Raw genomic sequence first — 24,265 nt, 5'->3', positions numbered from 1 at the left:
GCGGCGTTTACTGGAAAACTCACTGTCGGCAAAAGTCAGTTGCTGGCTCATCCGGTTACTCATTCTGGGTTCAGGTTACAACACGATGATCTCACATCTCGGACTTATTCGCACCTTCCTTAATACATTATCTCGTCATGGATACAATGTCGCTCAGGATCTCAACCAGCTCGCTTCTCTCCTGCGTTCCGTCATGATAGGTTGATCTTGAGATGATTCTTTCTGATGTCATCTGAGGCCAGAATTTATCTAGTACATTATCGGGTTTCATTCCCACAGCCCGGCCGATTATTTTTTTAGCGTCACAGGTGTCCGTAAACGTGACGGCTACACCAGTAATTTCCTCGATAAGATCCGGGCACAGATAGTTTTCTATCTCACGTTTGCGCGTAGCGAAAAATACCTTACCGGCCTCCTCTACTTCTTTTTTACGCTTCTGGATGGACAGAACCTGTGCAGGGTCTCCCCCAATATCGGAGTCCAGAAATACGCACCAGGGAAGCCCCAGATCTTTGGCCAGATTCAATGTAACCCAGTGTTTGACGCTACCACACCCTCCTATGAGGACTGGCACTATTTTCACGTCCTCCAGAGAGGCTGGCAGCGCACCTGACTGTTTTAATGAACTGGCCGCATGCCTCAGGAAAGTAACATCCGACTTTCCCTCTACCAGAACAATCCCCTGCGCCCTTTCCATACCGGTCTCTGGCAGCACCCCCAGGCTTTCAGTGGCTTCCTTCAGCACTGCGTCATCCGGCATTTTTACTACGGGTTCACCCGCCTCATTTCGGGTAACATAACGTACGCCTTCGACAGGGATTAATCCGGCCAGCGCCGGGACATGGGTGGTGACGATAATCTGACGGTGCGGCTGGCCTGCCAGTGCCAGTAACGCTTTCATCAGCATCATCTGATAGTTCGGATGCTGTGACGTTTCAGGCTCCTCTATGGCATAAATCACATTTCTGGGCGTCCCCGCGACATTCTTTTCAGCCTCAGCCCGAAAAAAATTCAACAGGATAAGCCTCCTTATCCCGCTGCCGCGCTTATTGATGGGGATGCCATTTTCCCCGTCCAGGGTGAAATTGAAGGTCCACTTGGGTTTCTCCTTAAATCGTGGAGTCAGTTCACTGGCGAGTTCGGGGGCCATTTCACGTAATTTATCCAGCGTTCTCTGTGCGACATCCAGGACGCTGTCCTGAATCTCATTTTCCAGCGCTGTAATTTTGTCCTGCAGCGCAGCCTGAGCGTCTTTTACGGCCTGCTGTAAGGGGTTTTTAGCTTCGGAATCCCCGTCGCTGCTTTCCCTGTCGGCTTTGAAAATCGCATACGTGGGCAGCAAATCGAGGATCTTACCCCATAATGATTTTGTGTCGGTTCCGAACTCTTTATCGACATCCAGCATAATTTCCGAACAGGTATAGGGGGCTGCGGCTTCCCTGATGGCCTGACGCCATAACGATGCAGTGCGTTTATCCGCCACATTTTTTTCAACTTCTTTTCCCACCGCCTTGAGCTCAGAAATTTTCATGCCCAGTAAATTTCTCAGGGGCTCCTCATCCGGGTGGATGCAGCGGATGCAGGTCTGCTCCGGTTTTCCTGAGGTCGTTGCTTTAAACGTTTTGACGATTTCAAAATTGCCGTCCTCATTCAGCAGATGTTCTGAGGCGAGCGTGGTCTGCACCCTGTCGTCGATCATGATAAAATCGGGCAGGTCATCAAATTCACAGGCTATTTCAAAACGGCCGTCCCCTTCTCTTAGGCTGAAACAGTTCATGTCATTCTTGTCAGCCTTCATTCCTTCTGTTTCAAAAAAAATAGCCAGCGCTTCCAGAAGCGTTGATTTCCCAAAGTCATTACGACCGACAATACCCGTCATGCTTTCATCAATAATGATTTCAGTAGAGTTTCTGTAGCCTCTGAAGTTTTTCAGTTTTAATTTTCTGAGCCGCATATGAAGTCCTGTGTGTAAGAAAGCGTTTTGCTGCAACCTGAATACAAAATATATTTTCAAATGCCTGCCAACAAGCAGGGATAACCGTTATTCAGAATATCTTAACGACATTTCGGGATTATGATCTGGTCGCGCTTTCAGAACTTTACTGCCCCTCAAAACACCGGAAACTAACTTGTGGTTGGTTACATGGCAAAGTTAAAACTCCAGAATCACGGGTAATGATTTCAATGCTTATTATATTTTTTGGAATTGACTCATGAGCTTTATAATTTAAATGATAATAATAACCATTCTTTTATGCGTAATATTTGCTACTGACACTGATGAATTTAAAAGAAGATAGATTTTCATTTACGGATTATTTCCTAAATTCATCGATAATGTGATCGACATAAAATTTTCACTGAAGAATGAAGAGATAATTTAAGGCCGAGCGAAATAGCTCAAAATGGTGTATTTAACATAACAGAAGAAATGAAAGGCTCTATCGCAACCTGATACTTCAGGCCGCTAAGGGGTTAATCTTGTTGAAGAAAAATTAGACCGGGAAGCGCCAGGCGTCACCATTTCTCCCGCCTGGCTGGAAGTGAAGAATAATTGTGCATAGCTCCGTATTCGGGCTTTGCATCTGACAATGGTTCCCTGGATGAAAGTACGATCTCCACTCCAAGGACGCTGAACACCCTAAACAAACGCTCAAAACCCGCACTTGCAGGGTTGGCCTCTAGTCGGGCATAAGTTTGCTGTGTTATACCCAAACGTTCAGAAACATCTTTTTGCGTCAGTCCATTGGCTTTGCGAAAGCCGATTAAAACAGGACGTAACTGATTCAAAGTCTTCAAAGCGTATTGAGTGTTCATAAGTGACCTTCCGTATCGACGAGTTAACAAGCATAACGCAGGGATTTACAGCATATAGGCTGTAATGCTCATTAACAGACTATAGGCTGTAATACGAATCCTGCCAAGATGCGGCATCTTTCAAATACAAGGCCGTATTGGGTAAGCAGTACACCGTTATATAGCACCCCTTGCCCCTTTGCTGGAGAGGGACCCACGTGATCGCAGGTCTTTTAGACGTTGTTGCTAACCGGCATCATACACAGGTGGTAACCCCCAGGGAAACTCTATGAGTGATAATTTATTCCTGCCCCAGTCAAAATATAAAACCTTATCTAACTAGCTTTCTTAGTATTTTATAAATGAAGTGAAATTAGCGAAGAAGTTTTACATTGTAAAGTGAGCAAAAATATTTACCATTCAACTGGCAAAATTTACAATCTGCAGCCCTTAGCCTGAGAAAATGCACATTAACAGAATAATCATCAAGTCCGATAGAGGCATAACTTACGTCCTCAAAAATATCAGAAATAAATGAGTTGAAATTACAAAAATTAACTTCACTTAACATCTTGAACACCGCAGAAATATATCTATCATGCATTATCTTGACTTCGATAACCTTAGATAAACTTGAATGCGACTTACATTTGAAGAGATCAAAGAGAAAGTAAATCAGCATATTTTTATTGTCCGAAATCCATTTTAAAATTTTATTACGTGCACATGGTAATATATACACTGGATTTTTGAAAGGGTTTGAAACGTCAACCACAAGGGAACAATAACCATGAGGATTTATTCCACTTATAATTAAGTCACTAAGTCCTTTCACTGCATTCAAATAGTTATCAAAACAAACCTCATATAAACTGGTACTATGAACTGCACATTTAGATTCAAACAACCATCTATGACGCAGATAACCAATGCCTTTAGAGTGTATATCTTCAACAATACATTTGTGACAGTAACGAATGTTTGAGATGTTTACCAATGGATATGAATTAGTTATGTGAAAATTTTTCCGACAGGCATCTTCAACAGCGTTAAAATACCCGTAAACACCAGAAGATAACGACACTATATTGGAAGTTAGTATATAACCATTTCTAGTGGCAAGAATGTCATATATATCCTGCAAGCTATGCAATTTGTACATATCAATCAGTTCGAAACGAGGAAAGGCATCGTACCTTAGTGCGCCATGCTTTGATATTATGTTCCTGCAATTGGATAAGTTATACATTATCTGTGAACGCAGAAGAAAACTGTGCCACAATTCATTTTCGTAAACCATATAACTCCCTCTTATTTAATTAGTTCCATTTTTCTGAGAAGTATCATTGTCATTGGTAGTTTATCTCTGTATTTCAAAAGCCAGCCATGCCCTCCCAGTAAAGCATCTAGACTTGTAAGTGACATCGAGTACTGCCCCTGAGATAAAACATCATTTATTAATGATGATGAGATAATATCTCTCTCGCTCCAGTCTACTCTTTTATTTTTATAGCATCGTATTGTTTTAGGAAGACAGGAATTAAGCCAGTCACATTCATGTTTATTTAGCCAATAGAAACTTGCATAACAACTTTCTTTGACTAACTTTCGTGTTATAGAAACGGATTGATTATGTATAAATCTTAATATTTTCTGCTTATGACGCCGTCTTAAAGAATCTTTTTTACATTTTTTACGCCATGAGCATAAACCGTAACAAGATGAAATTACAGAGGATACAGCTCCTTCCGATAATGAGTTTTTCTCAGCTATGGATGCCAGACTAAACCCCCTTACAGCCATAGACTTGATAAGCAATTCAGTGAATATATTAATTTTTGTGTTTCGCTTAAACGCCCTCAGGTATTTTTTATAAATAAGTGTTTTAATGTAACATCTGCTGCGACTAAATTCCTTCCCAAGGTTGCTAACACTAGTATTATTTTCAACTATATGAAAACTGTATTTCTTATGACTTTTAAAGATTTCTTTCTTTTTATTAGTACGACTTCCTGCATACGTTGGCCAGCAAGTATTTAACAAACAATAACAAAGCAAAAGATGCTTTGTGGGATGCTGACAACATTTGTCTTTGAGTATAGGCTCCCAGTAATGATAATCAGTTAGGGATGTTGGTATAAGTCCCGATGAACCCTCCCCAAATAACTGGCACTTAGCATAAACATGTGCGTAGAATACATTTTTCTTTAAATTTCCATCCAATGATAATAAATTCAACTTTTTAAGTACATCCATGTAATTGGGGTGTGTAATATCTTTTCTTCTGATTATATTTAGGGACTCATAACAAAACTTAGCAAAATCGAAGTCTATCTCATTGCTAAGTTGTTCTGTATACGAAACAGGAGGCATCAGTCCAATACGTATGTGCGGTGAAGAAGGGACATGGATGCTTTCAAGCGCTACCGGATGCCGATGGCAGGTTGTAACCCCATGAAGCTGATGCGCCAGATGCCAATAAGTAACACCATAATGAAAAGTATCTTCACGAGCGCAAACCGGGCAAAACTTCAATAGTGTGCGCTGCCCTAGTGAAAAATTACTAAGGCGGCACAATCGATTAAGCCTGGCAGGGGTCGTGTTGAAATCCATAATTTCATTACGACTGATTGGTAGTGCCCAGGCAAAAAGAGGGAGTAAAGTCTGTTCATGCCAGAGCTGATCTGCACTTTCGGATGTATGAAGAGAAATAGCCTTTAATCCTGAATTGAGAATTGGATGGACGTTCATATCAGGTTTGTTGAAAATGATCGTTAACAGAGAAGATGGGGACATACCGTACACGGTAGTTGTCCGACAAAACCGGCTGAACAAGGATTCATCAGGCAAAACAGGCAACATTCTCATTTCCCACACCTCTCTTTGACCGTTACGAACTGTTACCTCATTACAATTTATTAAGTGGATCTATATTTATAAGCCCGCAACGCTGAAGAGCATCGTAGGTATTTTTCTTTTCAGCTGTTCTGTTGATAACAAGATCGTGGTCAAGAGACAGTATTTTCTCGTCGAAATTGCGCAAAACCTCGTCTATTTTTCCTACGAATTCCTTGTGCTGTGGCCTGTCTATATCCCCAGGGATCAAAGACTTTAGGGACTTCTCTGCCATGATTTTAGCCGAAGCATCACCCTCATTAGATGCAGAGAGCCATTTAGCTTCCTCATCTTCAGTCGCGGCCCCCGGGAGTGGAGTATCCTTATATTCCTCCGTATGACTCACGAGTACCGGTACAGAGGCCGACAAGACTGCGCCAGTGATGATTTCATTGCCGCTACCGATAACCTTTAATTGTGCCCCCCGATAAATCATCTGAGCCAATCCAATATTGCCTTTAGATAAAATGAATAATTTTTCGTTTAACTCATCATTTAATGGAGTTTCAACATTTGTCCATTGTAATGGCCATAAATAATGAATAAACGATTGCCAGTCTTGTGAATCGTATCTAACATTCTTAATTTTCATGTAACCACCAGACTCTGCCCGCCTGGCAATTCTCATTTTCTTTGTCAGCGTCTCGTCAAAAGGATGATTTCCACAAAAAACCATAGATACCCCCATGGAATCTACAATTTCATGTAAAAAATCAATCAACTTACTCTCACCCCCGGTTCTTGAAAATTTAAGCCTCTGCATTTCATCAATAACAAGGATACCCAAAAATGATGATTTAATTCTTTGTGCAATCTGGCGAGCCAGAGCACCATTTCTAATCTCAGGTGTAGTTCGTTCAATACCAATTGCATCATCTAATTTTTGTAAAATCTCTTCACAAAGGTCTCTCACACTTGAATTGTATGGACAATTAATCTTTACCCATACAATTTGCTTACTGAAGCCGGGAAAAACTCCTTTATAGCTGCTGTGTTCTATAATCTGAGGGAAATGATCCATGACTTGCTCAATCATGGTAGTTTTTCCAGAACCACTCATTCCAACTATCGTAATAGTTTCAGCCTGGGATTTAAAATATCCACTTTCTGGCTCAATATCAGGACGCTCATTTCCATAGTAATGAAGATATTGAATTGTTCCGCTTTTTAAAGGATTACGAGCTGCATAGCTTTCCCTAAGTGCCCGTAAGATCATCTTATAAGCCTGGATAAGATTGGTTTGAGGGCAACGGAATTTCTTTATACGTTCGACATACTGCTCTCTAACATTCGCCGGGGCAGTCCAGCGGATTTTTTCGTCAATTTCGGGGAAATAACTCATTTCCAGAAGTACTTCATCTTCCGTAAGCGCTTCAGGAAGTGCTTCAATTAAGGGATTGCCACGATACTCAGGTAACTCCTGTTCTTTATATATCGCTGAAACGCGCCGTATAAGATTCATTATTCTGCGTCCTCAGTCTTCTTCTTACCTTTTAACCATCTTTGTTTCTCCTCCCGGCCAGGCAAAAGCAGAACATTACTGGATGAAGGAAGTAGGGGTTCAGATCTTCCATTAGCAACATGAGTTCGCCCTAATGAATCAAGTTCATTTTTCCTGTTCTTTTTAATATCTTTACCATGTACCCGGCGAGATTCGTATATTTCATTTAATCTTTCGTTACCTTTCCTGTTAAATTCATCTTTATTATTGATATTGCTGAGCGAATCCAGAGTAAATAAATTAATTTCTTTTTGAGTATCTACCCAATCAGCCATTACATCTGTATCAAGATGAGCTTTCCCTTTAAATACATCTCTTTTCTTAAGTAGGTAATGTTTTTTGAAAATGCTATTTTTGTCAAATCTTACATATATATAATCTACGCAATTGTCATCTATTCTTGCTTCACAAGTGGTTCTTCCAAATACTCTGACACCTGATGCAATTTCAGGATCACATTCATAAAAAAGATTATTGTACTGAATCCCACCGGCGGTAATGTTAGCGTTCACAGGGATTAACAATCGTGCGATCACTTCGTCGGCCCCAACGGCTCTTGCGCTGAATCTCCCGTGCTTTAAGCTTATCATCCAACTATTTTTTGGTGATATTACGAGATCATTTTCAATCAGTAAGGGATTGATATAAGCCAGTTCCTCATACGTTCTCTGATTATGTGCAAGTATCTCCCGAATCAGTAAAGACGTGACCTCCTGAATCGTTAAACAAGCCCTGGATTGCGGTGTTGGCTCTCCTTTAACAATCTTTCCCCTTCGTGTTGTTCCAATAAGCCTATGAATAACCTCATCATTCAGAATGCCGAAACAGCGTTCAACAATGCTTTTTCTGTCGCCTCTACCGACTGGCGCAAACTCAAGTTTTGTCAGGGGGGTCATCTCTTCCTGAGGTTTAAGACCAATCATCTCCCCGTTGTCACACATCAATGTTAATGGAATGTGAGAACAAGGCCAATCATCATCAGTAATAGAGATTCCAAATAATCTACAATATTCTTTTTTTGGCATAAAGCAATTTGCTAACGCTTGTCGGGCGGCTCGCCATGAAGCATGGTATAAAGAAACATGAAGGCCAACAATCATTCTTGTTGCACGATCCACCACTGTATAAATAGTAGGACGCCCAATGACTTTTCGTCTGTTTAAACTCGAAATAAGATGTACATCAGCGACAGTTGAGTCTATTTCGAAAACATCACCCGGCAAAACAGTTGTATTAGCCACACTACCTAAAAGCGCCCGCATTTTGAGGTCTATTTCTTTTTTCGTGTTCTTCTTATTTATCGAGAAATCTTTAGTGAAGAGTTTTTTATTCCAGTATGAAAATTGTTTTAAAGAAGGAACATATGGAGCTCTATTTTCTAGGTTTGCTGTTTTAATTTCATCCCTAAAATACAAATCAATATGTCTCTCTAATGTTTTCTTTATCGTATCTCCGTTAACTTTATAATGATACGTAATGAGAGATTTTCTAATATTATTTATATCTCTTTCATTAAGAATGAAAACACGTGATCGTTCATTAGGTAATGCTCTGTTTTTTTTGGAATTCCCAAGTTTAATTTCATGTTTGATTCTACTTTTCCCAGCGGCGCCACAGTTCGAGAATGCGGGTAGCAATGCATAAATATCCTGCCCATGTCGCCAATACAACGCCAGAAGCGTTCTGATAGTATATTGTGATATTTTTTTATTTCTTGAGTAATCCATTAAAAGGTGCGACTTTTTATGTAATGCATAGTCGAACAGAAACATTCTGTCATCTACAAGATCTTTAATGATATTGTAATTTTCATCTCGCCTTCCTCTGTCTTTATCTGTTAATTCTTTCTCATCTACTAACATATATGAAGGATATATATAATCTTTACAAGTTATGCTATTTGATTCAATATAATATTTAAACATTGAAAATGAGAAAGGGATTGGCTTACCCGTTCTTTCTGATTTTATTTTAAACAAAATTAACAAATCGACCTTTCTGTCAAAATCCAAAACACGGTAAAGTCCCTCTGCAAGCAAATCAGTGCCTTGAGAGAGCCAGACTGAATTCCTAATAATATCCATTTGCGTTCAGTCCTATATAGTGGTCATTGGAAATTATCTTTATCAGACCGGTTTCGAGTATTGGATATGATAAATCAACATTTATCATTTTTAATCCAATCATTGCCTGCAATAACATCATCGCTTCTTGTGCATCTACCCCAAAGATTGATGAAATCATTGCACGTAGTCCTACTATGGGATAAACATCTGGTTTAAGCTTCCATAGGATTTTATCAAGAGGATATTTATCATAAAATTCAGAACCATCTCTTAATACAGAAGTAGCCCAGCAAATGTTTTTACCGACGACGTTATTGAGTTCCGAGCCAACATAAATTTGAAACTCAACATCAATCAACTGCCAAAACATCCTCTCTATTTCAAGTTTTTGGGCTTCGCGTTCAGGTATGCTCTCGTTATGTTTTACTGCTATAGCTTTGTATCGAAGTCCGCCTTCAGGAGTTCTCAAGGTCAGTAAAAAATCGGTTGTCATAACATTCAGAACTTCGACAGGTACTCCTCTTACTCCCCTCACCATAGGATGTTGAAAATGTAGATGATTTGCTATTTGTTGGGTAAGCCGGAGAGGAAAGAGTGGGAATTGTTCCCGGATATCAATCACCGAGTCATTAAACTCAGCCAGATAGAAAAAGTTACTTTCGACAGAAGAAAGGAGATGATGGTTTCGAAACGTCTTAAGGCCAAAGACTATCGAACGGTTTCCACGGGATTTAACGTCCTGAGCTCTAAGCCAGGGCTGATAACTTTGGCCATAGCCCACTCCTATGCCGTCACCTAGCGCATTTTCATAATCCAAATAGGATTTGAGACGCCTACCCCTAGCCATGATCGTACCCTAAAAACGACATTGATACGTACCTATATGTGCATTTTATAGTCTCCAACCCTATAACCACACATTCAGTAAGTATACAACATTAGCGTCGTTTTTTGAGAATGGTTACAACTTTAGTGCTTTGTGTACAACTTTATTGTCCTCGGACAGCAATCAAATCCTGCGCACAAGCCCACGCACTCGACCACGCCCACTGGAAGTTATAGCCCCCCAGCCAGCCGGTGACGTCCATCACTTCGCCGATGAAGTACAGCCCAGGCACTTTGCGCGCTTCCATCGTCCGTGAAGAGAGTTCGTTGGTGTCCACGCCGCCGAGCGTCACTTCGGCAGTGCGATAGCCTTCAGTGCCGTTGGGTTGTACGCGCCAGTCGGTCAATGTGCTAATCAGTGCCTGTTGGTCACGCACGTTGAGCTGTTTTAGCGAAACATCCGGGATTTGCCCGAGTTGCTGTAAGCGTTCAACCAACCGCTTCGGTAGATGAACCGCCAGTGTGTTTTTCAGGCTTTGATTCGGATGTGCGTTACGCTGCTCATTCAGGAAGGTTTCGAGGTCCACATCCGGTAGCAGATTGATGCTGACAAATTCCCCCGGTTGCCAGTAGCTTGAAATCTGCAACACCGCCGGTCCAGACAAGCCGCGGTGGGTGAAGAGTAAGTTCTCACGGAAAACGGTGCCGTTTTCAGCGGTAATCACGGAAGGCACCGCCACGCCCGCCAGCACCTGTAACTCTTCGAGCAACGGTTTATGCAGAGTGAATGGCACCAGACCCGCGCGGGTCGGCAGCACGTTGAGGCCAAATTGTTCGGCAATCTTATAACCAAACGGCGACGCGCCCAGCCCCGGCATTGACAGCCCACCAGTCGCGATGACCAGCTTTTCGCAACCGACAGTCATGCCGTTCAGATCAAGCGTGAAGCCTGTTTCATCCTTCGCCACACTCAGCACTTCGCTACGCAATCTGAAGGTCACATTGCCCTTCTCGCACTCATCCACCAGCATGTCGACAATCTGCTGCGCGGAGTCATCGCAGAAGAGTTGCCCTAACGTTTTCTCGTGCCAGGCGATGCCGTGTTTATTGACCAGATCAATGAAATCCCACTGGGTAAAACGTGCGAGTGCAGACTTACAAAAATGCGGATTCTGGCTCAGATAAGCGCCTGGTTCGACATAAAGGTTGGTAAAGTTGCAGCGCCCACCGCCAGACATAAGGATTTTGCGCCCTGGTTTTTTACCATTATCGATCAGCAGAACCCGGCGTCCTGCCTGACCTGCCAGCGCAGAACAGAACATACCCGCCGCACCAGCGCCTATAATAATGGCATCAAACCTTTCCACGTTGCGCTCCTCTTAGAAAAAACGGGCGTGAATTGTAAAGATTCCTCAGTGGTCGCACCAGCATCAATATTACTAAAAGGAAGTATTTGCCTGAATTATATAAGATAATTATTTTTTGAGTGAAATCCATACAGGGGGCAAATCAAAAAAAGTCTATATTTCACTTTGCCCGCGCCGCGAAAGTCACTGATAATGCGCCGCGTTCATGTCCTCAAAATGGCGTAACGTCCTATGCTACATTTGTTTGCTGGCCTGGATTTGCATACCGGGCTGTTATTATTGCTTGCACTGGCTTTTGTGCTGTTCTACGAAGCCATCAATGGTTTCCATGACACAGCCAACGCCGTGGCAACCGTTATCTATACCCGCGCGATGCGTTCTCAGCTCGCCGTGGTTATGGCGGCGGTATTCAACTTTTTGGGTGTTTTGCTGGGTGGTCTGAGTGTTGCCTATGCCATTGTGCATATGCTGCCGACGGATCTGCTGCTTAATATGGGATCGTCTCATGGCCTTGCCATGGTGTTCTCTATGTTGCTGGCGGCGATTATCTGGAACCTGGGTACCTGGTACTTTGGTTTACCTGCATCCAGCTCTCATACGCTGATTGGCGCGATCATCGGGATTGGTTTAACCAATGCGTTGATGACCGGGACGTCAGTGGTGGATGCACTCAATATCCCGAAAGTATTAAGTATTTTCGGTTCTCTGATCGTTTCCCCTATTGTCGGCCTGGTGTTTGCTGGCGGTCTGATTTTCTTGCTGCGTCGCTACTGGAGCGGCACCAAGAAACGCGCCCGTATCCACCTGACCCCAGCGGAGCGTGAAAAGAAAGACGGCAAGAAAAAGCCGCCGTTCTGGACGCGTATTGCGCTGATCCTTTCCGCTATCGGCGTGGCGTTTTCGCACGGCGCGAACGATGGTCAGAAAGGCATTGGTCTGGTTATGTTGGTATTGATTGGCGTCGCGCCAGCAGGCTTCGTGGTGAACATGAATGCCACTGGCTACGAAATCACCCGTACCCGTGATGCCATCAACAACGTCGAAGCTTACTTTGAGCAGCATCCTGCGCTGCTCAAACAGGCTACCGGTGCTGATCAGTTAGTACCGGCTCCGGAAGCTGGCGCAACGCAACCTGCGGAGTTCCACTGCCATCCGTCGAATACCATTAACGCGCTCAACCGCCTGAAAGGTATGTTGACCACCGATGTGGAAAGCTACGACAAGCTGTCGCTTGATCAACGTAGCCAGATGCGCCGCATTATGCTGTGCGTTTCTGACACTATCGACAAAGTGGTGAAGATGCCTGGCGTGAGTGCTGACGATCAGCGCCTGTTGAAGAAACTGAAGTCCGACATGCTTAGCACCATCGAGTATGCACCGGTGTGGATCATCATGGCGGTCGCGCTGGCGTTAGGTATCGGTACGATGATTGGCTGGCGCCGTGTGGCAACGACTATCGGTGAGAAAATCGGTAAGAAAGGCATGACCTACGCTCAGGGGATGTCTGCCCAGATGACGGCGGCAGTGTCTATCGGCCTGGCGAGTTATACCGGGATGCCGGTTTCCACTACTCACGTACTCTCCTCTTCTGTCGCGGGGACGATGGTGGTAGATGGTGGCGGCTTACAGCGTAAAACCGTGACCAGCATTCTGATGGCCTGGGTGTTTACCCTTCCGGCTGCGGTACTGCTTTCCGGCGGGCTGTACTGGCTCTCCTTGCAGTTCCTGTAATCGTACGCACCAAAACGAGCGGGTCAGCTGGCCCGCTTCAGATTGTGACATAGTGCGCTTTGTTCATGCCGGATGCGGCGTGAACGCCTTATCCGGCCTACAAAAACATGCAAATTCAATAGATTGCAGAGATTATGTAGGCCTGATAAGCGTAGCGCATCAGGCAATTTTGCGTTTGTAATCAGTCTCGAGCGGGTCAGTTTACTGGCCCGCTTTTTTTATGCGTTATTATTGCTGAAGTGCTTAATGCCAAATCATCAATGCAATCAGGCTGACCACCACCAGACCACACAATGCGCTGGTCAGAATAAACTGCCGACGCACCCGCTCACAGCGGCGAATAAATTCATCATCGTGATGATCGCGATAACGTTGGGCATAGATATACCAAACGAGACGCACCTGTTTGTTGGGTTGGCCATGTGAGGTAAAAAAGCCCCCTCCATCAACATATTGATAGAGCAATGGATCGCAGTTACGCAGTACCACTAACAACGCGCGTAGTGATGAGAAATAGCGCGCCATGTTAACAATGCAAACGACACATAAAGCCCAAAATAATGCGACGGTGCTTATCATACCTCCTCCCCGGCGACCTGCCCGCGGAGTTCCACCCCGGGGCTACCGCTCCCGATACGCTGCCAATCAGTTAACACCAGGTCCTGGAGAAACCGCTTTTGTGGTGACCAACATACGAGCGGCTCTATAGATAGTGTAGGAGATCAGGTTGTTTTTTTTCCAGAAGGTTAACCACTATCAATATATTCATGTCGAAAATTTGTTTATCTAACGAGTAAGCAAGGCGGATTGACGGATCATCCGGGTCGCTATAAGGTAAGGATGGTCTTAACACTGAATCTTTACGGCTGGGTTAGCCCCGCGCACGTAGTTCGCAGGACGCGGGTGACGTAACGGCACAAGAAACGCTAGCTGGCCAGTCATCGACAACTTTATGGAAGGAGTAACACTATGGCTTATAAACACATTCTCATCGCGGTCGACCTCTCCCCGGAAAGCAAAGTTCTGGTAGAGAAAGCAGTCTCTATGGCTCGCCCCTACAATGCGAAAGTTTCTCTGATCCACGTAGATGTAAACTACTCTGACCTATACACCGGGCTTATTGATGTGAATCTGGGTGATATGCAGAAACGCATCTCTGAAGAGACACATCATGCACTGACCGAGCTTTCCACTAATGCAGGCTACCCAATCACTGAAACCCTGAGCGGCAGCGGCGACCTGGGCCAGGTTCTGGTCGATGCAATCAAGAAATACGATATGGATTTGGTGGTTTGTGGTCACCACCAGGACTTCTGGAGCAAACTGATGTCTTCCGCACGTCAGCTGATCAACACCGTTCACGTTGATATGCTGATTGTTCCGCTGCGCGACGAAGAAGAATAATCTTCCCTCTACGACGTGTTCCTGAACGCCCGCATATGCGGGCGTTTTGCTTTTTGGCGCGCCTTGTTACCTGATCAGCGTAAACACCTTATCTGGCCTACGGTCTGCGTACGCAATCAAAATCCCCAGCCAATACAACATTTAACACCATCATATTTTCCATCATTAGTGTGATCATCTGGTTATTTTCTTTTGTAATAGTGTATTAATCTATTCACCGCATCAATATTAAGAATCTCTGACAGATGTAAACTTTTTCGCGCGTTATCCCTTACGCGTTCATACTTTTCAGGATGGTATTGGAAGGTTAATAAATATGAATACAACAACACCCATGGGGATGCTGCAGCAACCTCGCCCATTTTTCATGATCTTTTTTGTCGAGTTATGGGAGCGATTCGGCTACTACGGCGTGCAGGGCGTACTGGCGGTTTTCTTCGTTAAACAGCTTGGATTCTCGCAAGAGCAGGCTTTTGTCACTTTTGGTGCTTTTGCTGCGCTGGTCTATGGCCTCATTTCCATTGGCGGCTATGTCGGCGACCACCTGCTGGGGACCAAACGCACCATTGTTCTTGGAGCACTTGTGCTGGCGATTGGCTACTTCATGACCGGCATGTCGCTACTTAAGCCTGACCTGATTTTCATCGCCCTGGGGACTATCGCTGTCGGTAACGGCCTGTTTAAAGCTAACCCAGCCAGCTTGCTTTCGAAGTGCTATCCGCCGAAAGATCCGCGGCTTGATGGCGCATTCACCCTGTTCTATATGTCGATCAACATCGGCTCGTTGATAGCGTTATCGCTGGCCCCTGTGATCGCTGATAGATTCGGTTATTCAGTCACCTACAACCTGTGCGGGGCGGGGTTAATTATCGCATTACTGGTTTACATCGCCTGTCGTGGAATGGTGAAAGACATTGGTTCTGAACCCGACTTCCGGCCAATGAGCTTCAGCAAACTGTTGTACGTGTTACTTGGCAGCGTGGTGATGATCTTCGTATGCGCATGGCTGATGCACAACGTAGAAGTCGCCAATCTGGTGCTGATTGTTCTCTCCATCGTCGTCACCATCATCTTCTTTCGTCAGGCATTCAAGCTGGATAAAACCGGGCGCAATAAAATGTTTGTCGCCTTTGTCCTGATGCTCGAAGCGGTGGTGTTTTACATTCTCTACGCCCAGATGCCAACATCGCTGAACTTCTTTGCCATCAACAACGTGCATCATGAAATTCTCGGTTTTTCCATCAACCCGGTCAGCTTCCAGGCGCTTAACCCGTTCTGGGTGGTACTCGCCAGCCCAATACTGGCAGGCATTTACACGCATCTGGGTAACAAAGGCAAAGACCTCTCGATGCCGATGAAATTTACTCTCGGCATGTTTATGTGCTCACTGGGCTTTTTGACGGCGGCAGCTGCGGGAATGTGGTTTGCGGATGCACAAGGGCTGACATCGCCATGGTTTATCGTGCTGGTGTACTTATTCCAGAGCTTAGGTGAACTGTTTATTAGCGCCCTTGGCCTGGCGATGATTGCTGCCCTGGTGCCGCAGCATTTGATGGGCTTTATTCTCGGGATGTGGTTCCTGACGCAGGCTGCCGCGTTCTTGCTGGGCGGCTATGTGGCAACATTTACCGCGGTGCCGGACAACATTACCGATCCGCTTGAGACGTTGCCCGTCTATACCAACGTGTTTGGTAAGATTGGTCTGGTCACGCTGGGCGTTGCAGTAGTGATGCTGTTGATGGTGCCGTGGCTGAAACGCATGATTGCGACGCCGGAAAGCCATTAATTATTCTTGCAGAAAGCAGGGTAGCGTTATCGCTACCCTGTTTTAGTTTTACACTGGCGTACCTGCATAGATATCAAAGCGATGCCCTTTAGTGACTACCGCGTTTGGCGTGGCGACATTCGCCAGCGGTGGCGCGTAGTCCGGGCGCTTTACCACCACGCGTTTGGTCGCCAGCAAGCGTGCAGGCTCCAGTAATCCATCGGCATCAAGATCCGGTCCCACCAGCGACTGAAAGACACGCATCTCTTTTTTCACTAGCGCGCTTTTCTGCTTATGCGGGAACATCGGGTCGAGATAAACCACCTGCGGGCGCGGGGTAATATCAGTCAGCGCCGTCAGGCTGGAGGCGTGAATTAACTGCAACCGCTCCTGCAACCAGCCGCCGATTTCCGCATCCGCATAACCACGCGCCAGGCCGTCGTCGAGTAGCGCGGCAACCACTGGATTACGCTCCAGCATCCGCACGCGGCAGCCGACTGAAGCCAGTACAAAGGCATCGCGCCCAAGTCCTGCAGTGGCATCCACCACATCCGGCAAATAATCGCCTTTAATGCCCACCGCTTTCGCCACCGCCTCACCGCGACCACCGCCGAATTTGCGTCGGTGCGCCATCGCTCCGCCAACAAAATCAACAAAGATGCCGCCAAGTTTTGGCTCATCACGCTTGCGCAATTCCAGATGTTCCGGCGTTAACACCAGCGCCATCAGGTTGTCTTCATCGTGCTCCAGCCCCCAGCGGGCCGCCAGAACAGATAAGGCACCGTCTCCGGTGCCTGTTTCATCAATTAAGCAGATTTTCACTGAATGATCAGCCCTTAATGCCGTAATGCTCCAGCATCGCATCCAGCTGCGGTTCACGACCACGGAAGCGTTTGAACAGATCCATCGGCTCTTCTGAACCGCCACGGCTCAGAATGTTGTCGAGGAACGACTGCCCGGTTTCACGGTTGAAAATGCCCTCTTCCTCAAAGCGCGAGAAAGCATCTGCCGCCAGTACGTCAGCCCACAGGTAGCTGTAGTAACCTGCGGCATAACCACCGGCGAAAATATGGCTGAAAGCGTGCGGGAAACGGCCCCAGGACGGAGATGGCACCACGGCAACCAGTTTCTTGATTTCTGCCAGAGTTTCGAGGATTTTTGCCCCCTGATCCGGGCGGAACTCGGCATGAAGGCGGAAATCAAACAGGCCGAACTCCAGCTGACGCAGAATAAACAGCGCCGCCTGGTAGTTCTTCGCCGCCAGCATTTTATCCAGCAACTCTTTCGGCAGCGGTTCGCCGGTTTCATAGTGACCAGAGATAAACGCCAGCGCCTCCGGCTCCCAGCACCAGTTTTCCATAAACTGACTCGGCAGTTCGACCGCATCCCACGGCACACCGCTGATACCGGAAACACCAGCGGTTTCGATGCGGGTCAGCATATGGTGCAGGCCGTGACCGAACTCGTGGAAGAGGGTGATCACTTCGTCGTGAGTGAACAGCGCCGGTTTACCATTTACCGGGCGGTTGAAGTTACAAGTCAAATACGCGACCGGTTTTTGCAAAGAACCATCAGCTTTACGCATCTGGCCTACGCAGTCATCCATCCACGCCCCGCCGCGCTTGTTTTCACGGGCATACAGATCGAGGTAGAAGCTACCGCGCAGTTCGTTATTTTCGTCATACAGTTCGAAGAAACGTACATCCGGATGCCAGACATCAACATCTTTACGCTCTTTAGCGGTGATGCCGTAAATACGCTTAACCACTTCAAACAGGCCGTTAACCGCTTTGTTTTCCGGGAAGTACGGACGCAGCTGTTCGTCACTGATGCTGTAGAGGTGCTGTTTTTGTTTTTCGCTGTAGTAAGCGATATCCCACGGCTGCAACTCATCGACGCCAAATTCGGCTTTGGCAAAGGCACGCAATTGCGCCAGCTCTTTTTCGCCTTGTGGACGCGCGCGTTTTGCCAGATCGGTTAAGAAATCCAGCACCTGCTGCGGGTTTTCTGCCATTTTAGTGGCAAGGGATTTAAAGGCGTAGTTTTCAAAGCCCAGCAGTTGCGCCAGTTCGTGACGCAGCGCGAGGATCTCTTCCATCACCTTGCTGTTATCCCATTTACCGGCGTTTGGGCCTTGATCGGAGGCGCGGGTGCTGTAAGCGCGATACATCTCTTCACGCAGAGCCTGGTTGTCGCAGTAGGTCATTACCGGCAAGTAGCTTGGGATATCCAGCGTCAGCAAATAACCTTCCAGCTCTTTCGCTTCGGCCTGGGCTTTTGCCGCAGCCAGCGCGCTTTCTGGCATCCCCGCCAGCTCCGCTTCGTCGGTAACGAGTTTGGTCCAGCCCATTGTCGCATCGAGGACGTTGTTGCTGTACTGGTTGCCCAGTTCAGAAAGACGGGTCGCAATTTCGCCGTAACGCTGCTGTTTCTCTTTCGGCAGACCTATGCCAGAGAGTTCAAAGTCGCGCAGTGCGTTATCAACCGCTTTCTTCTGCGCCGTGTTCAGCGTGGCGTAATGATCGCCATCGCGCAGGTCGCGATACGCTTTATACAGCCCTTCATGTTGCCCTACCCAGGTGCTGTATTCCGACAGCAGCGGCAGGGTTTGTTCGTAGGCTTCACGCAGTTCCGGGCTATTTTTCACCGAGTTCAGGTGGCTGACCGGGGAGAAGATACGCCCCAACACATCGTCCACTTCCGCCAGCGGCTGGCAGAGATTTTCCCAGGTGTACGGTGCCCCTTGCGCTACTACGCGCTCCACGTTTTCGCGGCAGTCGTTCAATGCCTTAGTCACGGCTGGAACGACATGTTCCGGGAGAATTTTAGAAAACGGAGGCAATTCAAAGGGAGTCAGTAACGGATTCGTCATTCGCGCAGTCCTGGTTAAAGAGGTTAAGGAAGCGCTCAACAGGCGCTTTACATAATGTGTGTAGCATGGGGTTAAGTGTAGTGAATTTCAATGAGAAACGTTACGCTTTCGCGGCGGCGGCCTCTTTTCGGTATACTGTCCTGATACGCTTTTGTGCGCCCCGAATACGGGCCGATTTTTACTTACCGGAACACCTTTACCCATGCTCAGTTATCGCCACAGCTTTCACGCTGGCAACCACGCCGACGTCCTTAAACATACCGTTCAGAGCCTGATCATCGAGTCGCTGAAAGAGAAAGATAAACCGTTTCTCTATCTCGACACCCACGCAGGGGCCGGGCGTTATCAGTTAGGCAGCGAACATGCCGAGCGTACCGGCGAATATCTCGAAGGCATCGCCCGTATCTGGCAGCAGGACGATTTGCCCGCAGAACTGGAGGCGTACATCAATGTGGTAAAACACTTCAACCGTAGCGGTCAGTTGCGTTACTACCCCGGTTCGCCGTTGATTGCTCGCCTGCTACTGCGTGAACAGGACAGCCTGCAACTGACCGAACTGCACCCGAGCGATTACCCGTTGTTGCGTTCTGAATTTCAGAAAGATAGCCGTGCGCGTGTCGAAAAAGCCGACGGTTTCCAGCAGCTTAAGGCCAAACTGCCGCCGGTTTCCCGCCGTGGTTTAATCCTTATCGACCCGCCGTATGAAATGAAAACTGACTATCAAGCGGTGGTCAGCGGGATAGCAGAAGGTTACAAACGTTTCGCCACTGGTATTTACGCACTGTGGTATCCGGTGGTGCTGCGTCAGCAAATTAAGCGCATGATCCACGATCTGGAAGCGACCGGTATTCGCAAAATTCTGCAAATTGAACTGGCGGTACTGCCAGACAGCGATCGCCGTGGCATGACCGCTTCCGGCATGATTGTGATTAACCCGCCGTGGAAACTGGAACAACAGATGAATAACGTGCTGCCGTGGCTGCACAGCAAACTGGTTCCGGCAGGCACCGGGCACGCCACCGTAAGCTGGATCGTGCCGGAGTAATTGCAGCCATTGCTGGCACCTATTACGTCTCGCGCTACAATCGCGGTAATCAACGATAAGGACACTTTGTCATGACTAAACACTATGATTACATCGCCATCGGCGGCGGCAGCGGCGGTATCGCCTCCATCAACCGCGCGGCTATGTACGGCCAGAAATGTGCGCTGATTGAAGCCAAAGAGCTGGGCGGCACCTGCGTAAATGTTGGCTGTGTGCCGAAAAAAGTGATGTGGCACGCGGCGCAAATCCGTGAAGCGATCCATATGTACGGCCCGGATTATGGTTTTGATACCACTATCAATAAATTCAACTGGGAAACGTTGATCGCCAGCCGTACCGCCTATATCGACCGTATTCATACTTCCTATGAAAACGTGCTCGGTAAAAATAACGTTGATGTAATCAAAGGCTTTGCCCGCTTCGTTGATGCCAAAACGCTGGAGGTAAACGGCGAAACCATCACGGCCGATCATATTCTGATCGCCACAGGCGGTCGTCCGAGCCACCCGGATATTCCGGGCGTGGAATACGGTATTGATTCTGATGGCTTCTTCGCCCTTCCTGCTTTGCCAGAGCGCGTGGCGGTTGTTGGCGCGGGTTACATCGCCGTTGAGCTGGCGGGCGTGATTAACGGCCTCGGCGCGAAAACGCATCTGTTTGTGCGTAAACATGCGCCGCTGCGCAGCTTCGACCCGATGATTTCCGAAACGCTGGTCGAAGTGATGAACGCCGAAGGCCCGCAGCTGCACACCAACGCCATCCCGAAAGCGGTAGTGAAAAATGCCGATGGTAGCCTGACGCTGGAGCTGGAAGATGGTCGCAGTGAAACGGTGGATTGCCTGATTTGGGCGATTGGTCGCGAGCCTGCCAATGACAACATCAACCTGGAAGCCGCTGGCGTTAAAACTAACGAAAAAGGCTATATCGTCGTCGATAAATATCAAAACACCAATATTGAAGGTATTTACGCGGTGGGCGATAACACGGGTGCAGTGGAGCTGACACCGGTGGCAGTTGCAGCGGGTCGCCGTCTCTCTGAACGCCTGTTTAATAACAAGCCGGATGAGCATCTGGATTACAGCAACATTCCGACCGTGGTCTTCAGCCATCCGCCGATTGGTACTGTTGGTTTAACGGAACCGCAGGCGCGCGAGCAGTATGGCGACGATCAGGTGAAAGTGTATAAATCCTCTTTCACCGCGATGTATACCGCCGTCACCACTCACCGCCAGCCGTGCCGCATGAAGCTGGTGTGCGTTGGATCGGAAGAGAAGATTGTCGGTATTCACGGCATTGGCTTTGGTATGGACGAAATGTTGCAGGGCTTCGCGGTGGCGCTGAAGATGGGGGCAACCAAAAAAGACTTCGACAATACCGTCGCCATTCACCCAACGGCGGCAGAAGAGTTCGTGACAATGCGTTAAATGTTAAAGGGCTAAGAGTAGTGTGCTCTTAGCCCTTAATTACGTTTCCGCTATCAGTTCAGAAGCTGAAGCAGAAAGCGGATCAGTTCCAGCAGCGCAATTAACGCCCCAAGAACGATGATTGCTTTATCAATCACCCGTTTTCTCCATGCGATGGAGTGAGAATGCATCCGCTTACTCATCCACTGCCTGTCACGGCGCATGCCCTATTGTTAGATAATGGCATTCTCACTCCGGCCAGAGCATCAGTTAACGGCACCACCCGTACTTCTGACCAGGACTTTGAAAGCGTTTATGCGCATTACCAGAGTGAAAATGCCTCAGAGCTAACTGGATAATCATACAGTACATTCAGGTTATAAAACCAGCATGTCCTTGCAATAGTTTCAGTATGGTATTAGCATTGATGCGTTAGATAATGGCATTCTCACTCCAGCCAGTGCCACCAACTCAGGGCTGGAAAGTAAAAAACCGACGCAAAGTCGGTTTTTTTACATCCGGATTCGGACAAGGCTTAATATGACGATGACCCAGTGAAAGTATATAAATCGTCATTGCGATATATACCGAAGTGCCCCCTCCGCCAGCTGAAGAAATCGCTAATTCTTGCAATGTTAGCCACTGGCTAATAGTATTGAGCTGTTAGATAAGAACTCTCTCACTCCAGCCAGAGCCACCAACTCAGGGCTGGAAAGTAAAAAACCGACGCAAAGTCGGTTTTTTTACGTCCTGATTCAGACCTCCTTTCAAATGAATAGCCAACTCAAAATTCACACCTATTACCTTCCTCTGCACTTACACATTCGTTAAGTCATATATGTTTTTGACTTATCCGCTTCGAAGAGAGACACTACCTGCAACAATCAGGAGCGCAATATGTCATTTCTGTTACCCATCCAATTGTTCAAAATTCTTGCTGATGAAACCCGTCTGGGCATCGTTTTACTGCTCAGCGAACTGGGAGAGTTATGCGTCTGCGATCTCTGCACTGCTCTCGACCAGTCGCAGCCCAAGATCTCCCGCCACCTGGCATTGCTGCGTGAAAGCGGGCTATTGCTGGACCGCAAGCAAGGTAAGTGGGTTCATTACCGCTTATCACCGCATATTCCAGCATGGGCGGCGAAAATTATTGATGAGGCCTGGCGATGTGAACAGGAAAAGGTTCAGGCGATTGTCCGCAACCTGGCTCGACAAAACTGTTCCGGGGACAGTAAGAACATTTGCAGTTAAAAATTTAGCTAAACACATATGAATTTTCAGATGTGTTTTATCCGGGAGGCATTATGTTACTGGCAGGCGCTATCTTTGTCCTGACCATCGTATTGGTTATCTGGCAGCCGAAAGGTTTAGGCATCGGCTGGAGTGCAACGCTCGGCGCAGTACTGGCGTTAGTTACGGGCGTGGTCCATCCGGGTGATATTCCGGTGGTGTGGAATATCGTCTGGAACGCGACGGCTGCGTTTATCGCCGTCATTATCATCAGCCTGCTGCTGGATGAGTCCGGCTTTTTTGAATGGGCGGCGCTGCACGTCTCACGCTGGGGTAATGGTCGTGGTCGCTTGCTGTTTACCTGGATTGTCCTGCTCGGTGCTGCCGTTGCCGCCCTGTTTGCCAATGATGGCGCGGCGCTTATTTTGACACCGATTGTCATCGCCATGCTGCTGGCTTTAGGGTTCAGTAAAGGCACTACGCTGGCGTTCGTGATGGCGGCCGGATTCATTGCCGATACCGCCAGCCTGCCGCTTATTGTCTCCAACCTGGTGAATATCGTTTCCGCTGATTTCTTTGGCCTCGGCTTTCGCGAATACGCCTCGGTGATGGTGCCGGTGGATATCGCCGCGATTGTTGCCACGCTGGTGATGTTACATCTCTATTTTCGCAAAGATATTCCGCAGAACTACGATATGGCGCTGCTGAAATCTCCCGCAGAAGCGATCAAAGATCCTGCTACGTTCAAAACTGGCTGGGTTGTTTTACTGCTTCTGCTGGTGGGATTTTTCGTCCTGGAACCGCTCGGCATTCCGGTGAGCGCCATTGCAGCTGTGGGCGCGCTGATATTATTTGTCGTCGCTAAACGCGGTCATGCGATTAATACGGGTAAAGTCCTGCGCGGAGCCCCCTGGCAGATTGTCATCTTCTCGCTCGGCATGTATCTGGTGGTTTATGGCCTGCGCAATGCCGGATTAACGGAATATCTTTCTGGCGTACTCAACGTGCTGGCGGATAACGGCCTGTGGGCCGCGACGCTCGGCACCGGATTCCTCACCGCCTTCCTCTCTTCTATTATGAACAATATGCCGACGGTACTGGTTGGCGCGTTGTCCATTGATGGCAGCACGGCATCTGGCGTTATCAAAGAAGCGATGGTTTATGCCAATGTGATTGGCTGCGATTTGGGACCGAAAATTACCCCAATTGGTAGCCTGGCTACGCTACTCTGGCTGCACGTACTTTCGCAGAAGAATATGACTATCAGCTGGGGATATTACTTCCGTACAGGGATTATCATGACCCTGCCTGTGCTGTTTGTGACGCTGGCTGCGCTGGCGCTACGTCTCTCTTTCACTTTGTAAT

At 47.2% G+C, this 24,265-nt stretch carries 21 protein-coding genes; 7 read left to right on the top strand and 14 right to left on the bottom strand.

Annotated elements, in window-relative coordinates; translation table 11 throughout:
• Window positions 1-127: 127 nt before the first annotated feature.
• The 8 genes from K0778_RS18540 to K0778_RS18505 all read right to left on the bottom strand — a co-directional run bounded on the left by K0778_RS18540 (window position 128) and on the right by K0778_RS18505 (window position 11,450).
• Window positions 128-1,954, bottom strand: a complete 1,827-nt coding sequence (locus K0778_RS18540) for an AAA family ATPase (RefSeq protein WP_001239419.1) — start codon at window positions 1,952-1,954, stop codon at window positions 128-130.
• A 563-nt stretch (window positions 1,955-2,517) separates the two neighbouring features.
• Window positions 2,518-2,817 (bottom strand): helix-turn-helix transcriptional regulator, encoded by a 300-nt coding sequence (locus tag K0778_RS18535; RefSeq protein ID WP_001097216.1) that lies wholly within the window; start codon window positions 2,815-2,817, stop codon window positions 2,518-2,520.
• A 352-nt stretch (window positions 2,818-3,169) separates the two neighbouring features.
• Window positions 3,170-4,096, bottom strand: coding sequence for a hypothetical protein (locus K0778_RS18530; protein ID WP_000262423.1), 927 nt, complete (start codon window positions 4,094-4,096; stop codon window positions 3,170-3,172).
• A gap of 11 nt (window positions 4,097-4,107) precedes the next feature.
• Complete coding sequence (locus K0778_RS18525) at window positions 4,108-5,664, bottom strand: TnsD family Tn7-like transposition protein (protein ID WP_001324699.1); 1,557 nt, start codon at window positions 5,662-5,664, stop codon at window positions 4,108-4,110.
• Window positions 5,665-5,704: 40 nt separating this feature from the next.
• Window positions 5,705-7,153: an ATP-binding protein gene (locus K0778_RS18520; RefSeq protein ID WP_001049180.1), complete on the bottom strand. Its 1,449-nt coding sequence runs from the start codon at window positions 7,151-7,153 to the stop codon at window positions 5,705-5,707.
• Window positions 7,153-9,276, bottom strand: a complete 2,124-nt coding sequence (locus K0778_RS18515) for a transposase (protein WP_000351437.1) — start codon at window positions 9,274-9,276, stop codon at window positions 7,153-7,155. The genes K0778_RS18520 and K0778_RS18515 overlap by 1 nt, the downstream gene beginning before the upstream one ends.
• Window positions 9,263-10,105 (bottom strand): TnsA endonuclease N-terminal domain-containing protein, encoded by an 843-nt coding sequence (locus K0778_RS18510; protein ID WP_000090707.1) that lies wholly within the window; start codon window positions 10,103-10,105, stop codon window positions 9,263-9,265. Before K0778_RS18510 ends, K0778_RS18515 begins: the two co-directional genes overlap by 14 nt.
• Before the next feature lie 142 nt (window positions 10,106-10,247).
• Window positions 10,248-11,450 carry an NAD(P)/FAD-dependent oxidoreductase gene (locus tag K0778_RS18505; protein ID WP_000439172.1) on the bottom strand — a complete coding sequence of 401 codons (1,203 nt, stop codon included), beginning with the start codon at window positions 11,448-11,450 and terminating at the stop codon, window positions 10,248-10,250.
• Between the two features lie 231 nt (window positions 11,451-11,681).
• On the opposite strand from K0778_RS18505, the gene pitA reads away from it, so the two are divergent.
• Window positions 11,682-13,181, top strand: a complete 1,500-nt coding sequence (pitA, locus tag K0778_RS18500) for an inorganic phosphate transporter PitA (RefSeq protein ID WP_000902780.1) — start codon at window positions 11,682-11,684, stop codon at window positions 13,179-13,181.
• 243 nt (window positions 13,182-13,424) lie between these two features.
• Here the strand turns inward: pitA and uspB are convergent, their stop codons facing one another.
• Window positions 13,425-13,760, bottom strand: coding sequence for a universal stress protein UspB (gene uspB, locus K0778_RS18495; protein WP_000626187.1), 336 nt, complete (start codon window positions 13,758-13,760; stop codon window positions 13,425-13,427).
• 390 nt (window positions 13,761-14,150) lie between these two features.
• Here uspB and uspA point away from each other — a divergent pair, with 390 nt between their 5' ends.
• A complete protein-coding gene (gene uspA / locus K0778_RS18490; protein WP_000323571.1) occupies window positions 14,151-14,585 on the top strand; it encodes a universal stress protein UspA in 435 nt (144 codons plus the stop codon).
• A 66-nt stretch (window positions 14,586-14,651) separates the two neighbouring features.
• On the opposite strand, the gene K0778_RS18485 is transcribed toward uspA, so the two are convergent.
• The gene (locus K0778_RS18485; RefSeq protein ID WP_223200729.1) at window positions 14,652-14,705 is read right to left on the bottom strand and encodes a hypothetical protein; all 54 of its coding nucleotides are present in this window, start codon (window positions 14,703-14,705) and stop codon (window positions 14,652-14,654) included.
• Window positions 14,683-14,736, bottom strand: coding sequence for a protein YriB (locus tag K0778_RS27745; RefSeq protein WP_211180512.1), 54 nt, complete (start codon window positions 14,734-14,736; stop codon window positions 14,683-14,685). The genes K0778_RS18485 and K0778_RS27745 overlap by 23 nt, the downstream gene beginning before the upstream one ends.
• Window positions 14,737-14,901: 165 nt before the next feature.
• Between K0778_RS27745 and dtpB the strand changes: the two genes are divergently transcribed.
• Complete coding sequence (dtpB, locus tag K0778_RS18480; RefSeq protein WP_001098652.1) at window positions 14,902-16,371, top strand: dipeptide/tripeptide permease DtpB; 1,470 nt, start codon at window positions 14,902-14,904, stop codon at window positions 16,369-16,371.
• Window positions 16,372-16,419: 48 nt separating this feature from the next.
• On the opposite strand, the gene rsmJ is transcribed toward dtpB, so the two are convergent.
• Both rsmJ and prlC read right to left on the bottom strand, forming a co-directional pair.
• Window positions 16,420-17,172 (bottom strand): 16S rRNA (guanine(1516)-N(2))-methyltransferase RsmJ, encoded by a 753-nt coding sequence (gene rsmJ / locus K0778_RS18475; protein WP_000686620.1) that lies wholly within the window; start codon window positions 17,170-17,172, stop codon window positions 16,420-16,422.
• Between the two features lie 7 nt (window positions 17,173-17,179).
• A complete protein-coding gene (gene prlC, locus K0778_RS18470; protein WP_001298719.1) occupies window positions 17,180-19,222 on the bottom strand; it encodes an oligopeptidase A in 2,043 nt (680 codons plus the stop codon).
• A gap of 202 nt (window positions 19,223-19,424) precedes the next feature.
• Here prlC and rlmJ point away from each other — a divergent pair, with 202 nt between their 5' ends.
• Window positions 19,425-20,267, top strand: coding sequence for a 23S rRNA (adenine(2030)-N(6))-methyltransferase (gene rlmJ, locus K0778_RS18465; protein WP_001300574.1), 843 nt, complete (start codon window positions 19,425-19,427; stop codon window positions 20,265-20,267).
• A 71-nt stretch (window positions 20,268-20,338) separates the two neighbouring features.
• Window positions 20,339-21,691, top strand: coding sequence for a glutathione-disulfide reductase (gene gorA / locus K0778_RS18460; protein ID WP_000160808.1), 1,353 nt, complete (start codon window positions 20,339-20,341; stop codon window positions 21,689-21,691).
• A 53-nt stretch (window positions 21,692-21,744) separates the two neighbouring features.
• Here gorA and dinQ read toward each other — a convergent pair whose 3' ends face one another.
• Window positions 21,745-21,828, bottom strand: coding sequence for a damage-inducible type I toxin DinQ (gene dinQ / locus K0778_RS18455; RefSeq protein ID WP_001295215.1), 84 nt, complete (start codon window positions 21,826-21,828; stop codon window positions 21,745-21,747).
• A 739-nt stretch (window positions 21,829-22,567) separates the two neighbouring features.
• Between dinQ and arsR the strand changes: the two genes are divergently transcribed.
• Window positions 22,568-22,921: an As(III)-sensing metalloregulatory transcriptional repressor ArsR gene (arsR, locus tag K0778_RS18450; RefSeq protein WP_000008957.1), complete on the top strand. Its 354-nt coding sequence runs from the start codon at window positions 22,568-22,570 to the stop codon at window positions 22,919-22,921.
• Window positions 22,922-22,974: 53 nt separating this feature from the next.
• Entirely contained in the window at window positions 22,975-24,264 is a 1,290-nt protein-coding gene (arsB, locus tag K0778_RS18445; protein ID WP_000922639.1) for an arsenite/antimonite:H(+) antiporter ArsB, read from the top strand.
• Window position 24,265 lies beyond the last annotated feature (1 nt).

The organism is Escherichia sp. XD33 (assembly GCF_019375075.1).
In the GTDB taxonomy this organism is placed as follows: domain Bacteria; phylum Pseudomonadota; class Gammaproteobacteria; order Enterobacterales; family Enterobacteriaceae; genus Enterobacter; species Enterobacter flexneri_A.
The sequence above is the reverse complement of the archived record's forward strand: the minus strand, read 5'-3'. Positions and strand labels throughout refer to the sequence as shown.

Coding starts and splice junctions, on each gene's coding strand:
- K0778_RS18540 (WP_001239419.1), bottom strand. CDS start 1,954: ATGCGGCTCAGAAAATTAAAACTGAAAAACTTCAGAGGCTACAGAAAC.
- K0778_RS18535 (WP_001097216.1), bottom strand. CDS start 2,817: ATGAACACTCAATACGCTTTGAAGACTTTGAATCAGTTACGTCCTGTT.
- K0778_RS18530 (WP_000262423.1), bottom strand. CDS start 4,096: ATGGTTTACGAAAATGAATTGTGGCACAGTTTTCTTCTGCGTTCACAG.
- K0778_RS18525 (WP_001324699.1), bottom strand. CDS start 5,664: ATGAGAATGTTGCCTGTTTTGCCTGATGAATCCTTGTTCAGCCGGTTT.
- K0778_RS18520 (WP_001049180.1), bottom strand. CDS start 7,153: ATGAATCTTATACGGCGCGTTTCAGCGATATATAAAGAACAGGAGTTA.
- K0778_RS18515 (WP_000351437.1), bottom strand. CDS start 9,276: ATGGATATTATTAGGAATTCAGTCTGGCTCTCTCAAGGCACTGATTTG.
- K0778_RS18510 (WP_000090707.1), bottom strand. CDS start 10,105: ATGGCTAGGGGTAGGCGTCTCAAATCCTATTTGGATTATGAAAATGCG.
- pitA (WP_000902780.1), top strand. CDS start 11,682: ATGCTACATTTGTTTGCTGGCCTGGATTTGCATACCGGGCTGTTATTA.
- uspB (WP_000626187.1), bottom strand. CDS start 13,760: ATGATAAGCACCGTCGCATTATTTTGGGCTTTATGTGTCGTTTGCATT.
- uspA (WP_000323571.1), top strand. CDS start 14,151: ATGGCTTATAAACACATTCTCATCGCGGTCGACCTCTCCCCGGAAAGC.
- dtpB (WP_001098652.1), top strand. CDS start 14,902: ATGAATACAACAACACCCATGGGGATGCTGCAGCAACCTCGCCCATTT.
- prlC (WP_001298719.1), bottom strand. CDS start 19,222: ATGACGAATCCGTTACTGACTCCCTTTGAATTGCCTCCGTTTTCTAAA.
- rlmJ (WP_001300574.1), top strand. CDS start 19,425: ATGCTCAGTTATCGCCACAGCTTTCACGCTGGCAACCACGCCGACGTC.
- gorA (WP_000160808.1), top strand. CDS start 20,339: ATGACTAAACACTATGATTACATCGCCATCGGCGGCGGCAGCGGCGGT.
- arsR (WP_000008957.1), top strand. CDS start 22,568: ATGTCATTTCTGTTACCCATCCAATTGTTCAAAATTCTTGCTGATGAA.
- arsB (WP_000922639.1), top strand. CDS start 22,975: ATGTTACTGGCAGGCGCTATCTTTGTCCTGACCATCGTATTGGTTATC.